This is a genomic window from Verrucomicrobiia bacterium (assembly GCA_035495615.1).
GTDB lineage: Bacteria > Omnitrophota > Omnitrophia > Omnitrophales > Aquincolibacteriaceae > DATJFP01.
This window is the reverse complement of record DATJFP010000087.1, coordinates 1-5,436: the sequence shown is the minus strand read 5'-3', so window position 1 is coordinate 5,436 and position 5,436 is coordinate 1. Positions and strand designations below refer to the sequence as shown.

The 5,436-nt window shown below is 61.1% G+C and carries 4 protein-coding genes; all 4 read left to right on the top strand.

Going from position 1 to position 5,436, the window contains the following annotated elements; genetic code table 11:
* The first annotated feature begins 208 nt into the window (after positions 1 to 208).
* Positions 209 to 868 carry a response regulator transcription factor gene (locus VL688_11075; protein ID HTL48589.1) on the top strand — a complete coding sequence of 220 codons (660 nt, stop codon included), beginning with the start codon at positions 209 to 211 and terminating at the stop codon, positions 866 to 868.
* Positions 869 to 1,053: 185 nt separating this feature from the next.
* Complete coding sequence (locus tag VL688_11070) at positions 1,054 to 1,665, top strand: Fe-Mn family superoxide dismutase (GenBank protein HTL48588.1); 612 nt, start codon at positions 1,054 to 1,056, stop codon at positions 1,663 to 1,665.
* Between the two features lie 120 nt (positions 1,666 to 1,785).
* Entirely contained in the window at positions 1,786 to 4,062 is a 2,277-nt protein-coding gene (locus VL688_11065; protein HTL48587.1) for a hypothetical protein, read from the top strand.
* Positions 4,059 to 5,432 carry a glycosyltransferase gene (locus VL688_11060; GenBank protein HTL48586.1) on the top strand — a complete coding sequence of 458 codons (1,374 nt, stop codon included), beginning with the start codon at positions 4,059 to 4,061 and terminating at the stop codon, positions 5,430 to 5,432. Before VL688_11065 ends, VL688_11060 begins: the two co-directional genes overlap by 4 nt.
* Positions 5,433 to 5,436: the final 4 nt, after the last annotated feature.

Here is a 5,436-nt window from a genome sequence, read left to right as displayed (position 1 = left end):
ATCACGACGATTGGGGCATCTTCGGAGGCGTTTTCCATGTGGTCGGGGAAGTGCTGGCCTTTCCTTTTGATCTCATCGCCAACACGTTCCGCTTCATTTTCTAACGGGAACTTGGATCCGGGCCGCATCGGCTCCGGCGGGTCGGCCGCAGCCGTCCCGCTGCCGTGACGCCCCGGGTCCGGAGAAAACTTAACCAGAAGGGAACTTTATGCTTGGCCGGAAAACCCGAATTCTCATTGTCGATGACCATCCTTTGTACCGGGAAAGCCTTGCGCAGTTTGTCGCGCGTGAATCGGACCTGGAAGTATGCGGCCAATGCGGCAGCGCCGAAGAAGCGCTGCGGCTGATCGAATCCCTGAGGCCGGACCTCGTGACCGTGGACATCTCGCTCAAGGACAGCAGCGGTCTGGACCTGATCAAGTCCGCGAAGGCACGGCACGAAGACGTCAAGATCATCGCGCTGTCCATGTTCGACGAAGGACTTTATGCCGAGAGGATCCTTCAAGTCGGCGCGCGCGGTTACGTGATGAAAGAGGAAGCCGTCAGCGGCATCCTGGCCGCGATCCGCCGCGTCATGGACGGCAAGGTGCACCTCAGCGAGGCCATGACCGAGCGCATGATGATCAAAAAAGCGGAGGGCGTGCCCGAAGATGTCCCGTCGATCCAGACGCTCAGCGACCGGGAACTCGAGGTGTTCCAATTCATCGGCGAAGGCGTGGCCAGCTCGCAGATCGCCAAACAGCTGCATCTGTCCGTCAAGACCGTGGAAACCTATCGCGCGAACATCAAGACGAAACTCCATCTGAAAAACAACATGGAGCTGATCCGGCACGCGGTTCAGTGGGTCGAAAACGGCAAAACACATTAGCTCCGGAAGGCCCTGCCGGCCCTGACAAAGGGAAGGCCGGGTCATTTCGTTTGCCGTCAGGCTATTGCCTTAATTTTTTCAGGTCTTTCCCTGAGAAAGAATCGAGCACCAGCCGATGCCGCCGCGCGATCTCCCGTGTTAGAAAAGAGTTGGGCATGATCAGGGCCGCGGCCCGGGAGGAAATCATGGTTTATCAGGCTAAAAATTACGACACGCTTTACGGCACGCCCGGCTTCAGCGACGAGCTGCTGGGAAATCATTTCACGCTTTACCAGGGCTACGTCAAAAACACCAACGCGCTTTTGGACGAAGCCAAGCAGCTGCGGGACGGCGGCAAGGAAAAAACACCCGAGTTCGCGGAGACGAGGCGGCGCTTCGGATGGGAATTCAACGGCATGCGCCTGCACGAATACTATTTCGAGAATCTCAGGAGAGACGCGGGGAGCGATCCCGCCAGCCTGCCGCTCGTGCAAAAACTAGCCGCGGATTTCGGCTCGTTCGATTCCTGGCAAAAGGATTTCAAGGCGACCGCCGCCATGCGCGGCATCGGGTGGGCCGCGCTTTATTACGACACGCACGGCGACCGTCTGATGAATTTCTGGATCAACGAGCACGACACCGGGCACGGTTCCGGCCTCGTGCCCATCCTGATCCTCGACGTTTTCGAGCATGCGTACATGAAAGATTACGGGATCAAAAGGGACGGCTACCTGGAATCGTTCTTCAAGGCCGTTCACTGGCAGGAGGCGCAGAAGCGTTTCCAAGAGGCGCTGGTCGCCATGCCGCATGGAGGATAATGTTGCGTGGACGGGGACAGGTCTTTAGACCTGTCCCCACGGTCGAGAATGCAGGACCCTGGTTGATTGCAAGCGAGCCTGCTCTCGCAGCACCGGCTCGATAAAGAAAAAGGAGACCCCATGTGGCTCGAATGGCTGCCCTGGCGTTATGCCGTGAGGGTTGCGGCAAGGGCCAAAGGATTCGTGGATCCGATCGCCTTGCTGTCCCACGTGCAGCGCTTTGCGCAGCCTGCGGAGGTGGCGGTGCCGGTCGAACTTTTGCGGCTGGGCTTCGTGCTCCAGGCGCGGGGGCTGATGAACGCCCAGGCCATCCAGCACAACATGGACTGGATCTGGCCGTTTTGGGCCGATCGCCAGTTCAATCCGCGCGATCCCGCGTTCATCCCGCGCGCGTTTTCCGCGACGCAGATCAACCTGACGCACCGCAACTGGACCGCGCTCGGGCTTCCGGGCTTCGCGGAGTATCCGCTCGTGGACCCGCGCGGCCTGGTGACGCCGTTCTACGACAGCTGGTCCCTTGATTTCTGGATCGTAGACGGCTCGCACGAGCTTCTTATCCCCTCGCGGGAAGAAGGTGTGATCCAGGATCTTTCTTTCGACGCGGGCCTTACGGTGAAGACGACGGCCTTCCGCGGCGACCTGGCGCTCGACGTGCGCTCAAGGGTCGAGCTGTCCGCGGAGGGGAAACCGGTGCTGCGCCTGCGGGCCGAGGCGTCTTCGGGCTCCGCGGCCTGGCTGGCCGTTTCGCTGCGGCCGTACAATCCCGAAGGCGTGAGCTTCATCCACGACGCGGAACTGCTTCGCGGGCCGTCGGGCTGGCGCGTGAATAAAAAACAGAACGTTTACTTCGACCAGCCTTGCGACCGCCACCGCTTTTCACATTACAAAGAAGGCGATGTCGCGCGGAAACTCCCGGAGCAGGACGGCCTGCAGAGCGTGCAATGCCACGTAGGCATGGCGACCGCCGCCGCGCTTTTCGCGCTGGAGCCCGGGCAGAAGCGCGCGGTTCTCGTCCACGTCCCGCTGGAAGAAAAAGACATTGCCGTCAATTTCGAAGACCGCGGCGCCGCCACAGCCGCGCTCTGGGAAGACAGCCTGAAAGACGCTTCCAAGCTCGGCGTGCCGGACGGGCGTTTTCGCTTCCTCTACGAAGCCGCGCTCCGCACGCTCGTGCTTCATTCGCCGGATGAAATTTATCCGGGACCGTTCACGTACAAGCATTTCTGGTTCCGCGACGCGGCCCTGATTTCCTACGCGCTTTTGTGCGCGGGACTCACCGCGCGCGTCGAAAATCTTTTGGATAAATTCTTCGAGCGCCAGACTTTCACCGGCTATTTCCATTCGCAGGACGGGGAATGGGACTCGAACGGGCAGGTGCTCTGGATCCTGCAGAAATTCTGCGAGATGACGGGCAAGCCGCCCAAGAAGGAATGGAAAAACGCCATCCTGAAAGGCGGGCGCTGGATCGAGAAGAAGCGCGTGATCGGCAAGCCGGAAGAGCTGCACGCGGGCCTCTTGCCCGCGGGTTTCAGCGCCGAACATTTCGGACCTTCAGATTATTATTTCTGGGACGACTTCTGGGGCATCCAGGGGCTTTTGTCCGCGGCCTGGCTCGCGGACCGCCTGGGCCACCGCGCCGCGGCCGAAGAGTTCAATGCCGACGCGCAGAATTTCCGCGCGGCGCTCGACTACACGCTCCGGACGATCGCCAGGCGCCAGGGCCATGAGGCCGTGCCCGCCTCGCCCTACCGCCGCATGGACGCGGCGGCCGTGGGCTCGCTTGTCGGCGGCTATCCGCTGCGCCTGTGGGCGGCGGACGATCCGCGGCTTCTTGCCACCGCCAATTTTCTGCACCGCTGCTGTTTCGTGAACGGCGCTTTTTTCCACGACATCGCGCATTCGGGCATCAATCCCTATCTCACGCTGCACATCGCGCAGGTGCTCCTCCGCGCGGGAGACCCGCGGTATTTCGACATGACCGAGAACATGGCCATGATCGCGACCCGCACGGGCCAATGGCCCGAAGCCATCCATCCCCAGACGCAGGGAGGCTGCATGGGCGACGGGCAGCATGTGTGGGCCGCGGCCGAGTGGGTGATGATGATGCGGAATTTTCTCGTGCGGGAAGAAGAAGGGCGTCTCATCGTCGGGTCGGGAATCCCGTCTTTCTGGCTGAAACCGGGCGCCGAGTTCCGCTGGGGCCCCGCGCCCACGGAATTCGGAATGTTTTCCGTGGAGATGCAGTGCACGGACCAGGGCACGGAGGTTCGCTGGGAAGGGCTGTGGCACGCGGACATCGAGCCCGAAATCGAAGTGCGCATTGCCGGGCATGAGGCCCAGTATCCTGAGAAAAACGAAAATCGCGTGCTCGTGGAAAAAACCGGAGGCGCGCTGTGAACATCCTGATGATGAGCAACACTTATTTCCCGATCACGGGCGGGCTTGAAAAGTCCATTCAGTCATTCGCGCGGCAGTTCCGGAAAATGGGGCACAAGGTGCTGATCGCGGCGCCGGAATATCCCGGGGTTTCGAAAAAAGAATACGGGGTGGCCCGCATTCCCGCGATCCAGAATTTCAAGGGTACGGACTTTTCGGTGAACCTGCCGATCCCGGGCATTGTGGAAAAATTCATCGAGGTGTTCCGGCCGGACATCATCCATGCGCATCATCCGTTCTTCATGGGGGACATGGCCATGCGCGTGGCCGGGCAGTACAACATCCCGCTGGTGTTCACCTATCACATCATGTTCGAGCAGTACACGGACTATTTCCCGTTGAACTCCGAGACCGGAAAAAATTTCGTGATCGAGCTGGCCACGGGCTATGCCAATTTATGCGACCATGTCATCGTGCCGAGCGAAAGCGTGCGTGAAATGCTGATCGAGCGGAAGGTGAAGACGCCGGTGTGGGTCGTTCCCACGGGCGTCGACACCAAGGCCTTCCGGAAAGGCGACCGCGCGGGAATGCGGCGGCGCCTCAAAATTCCCAAAGACGCTTTCACGGCCGGCTATACGGGCCGCGTCTCGCCGGAAAAAAATCTCGAGTATCTGGGCCGTGCGGTTTCGCTTTTTCTGAAGCGGCAGAAAAACGCCCGGTTCCTCGTGGTGGGCAAGGGCTCTTACTCCGAGCCCCTCGAAAAACTTTTCCGCGGGCAGGGCGTCCTCGACCGGGTGCATTTCGCGGGCGTGCTCCGGGGCCGCAAGCTCGTGGATGCTTATCACGCCATGGACGCGTTCGCGTTCGCGTCCCAAAGCGAGACTCAGGGCATGGTCGTTACCGAAGCCATGGCGGCCGGGCTCCCGGTGGCCGCGCTCGACGGCCCGGGCGTGAGGGAAGTCGTGAAGAACCGCGCCAACGGCCGGCTTCTGCCCGCGGGCGCGCGGCCTGAAAGTTTTGTCAAGGCGCTCGAAGGGCTGATGCGCGAAAAAGACGAGAGCATGCGCGCGGCGGCGCTGGCCACCGCCGAGAGTTTTTCCATGGAAAACTGCGCGCTCAAGGCCCTTCACGCGTACCAGAGCGTCAAAACGCGGCGGCGTTTTTCCAAACGGATCCATCGTCCCTGGGAAACGGTGATGAACCGCATCAAGACCGAATGGGAAATGCTCGCCAATCTCGGGAAAGCCGCGGGAACGGCGCTGGCCGAAGCCGCCGCGGCCCCTCTTCACGTCCCGGCGGGGGCGGCGAAGCGGAAAAAAGGCAAGGCGCCCGCCGGAAAGTCCACGCTTGTCCGGACGCAGGAAATGGATGAGGCGTCCGTCTTGGCATAACTAA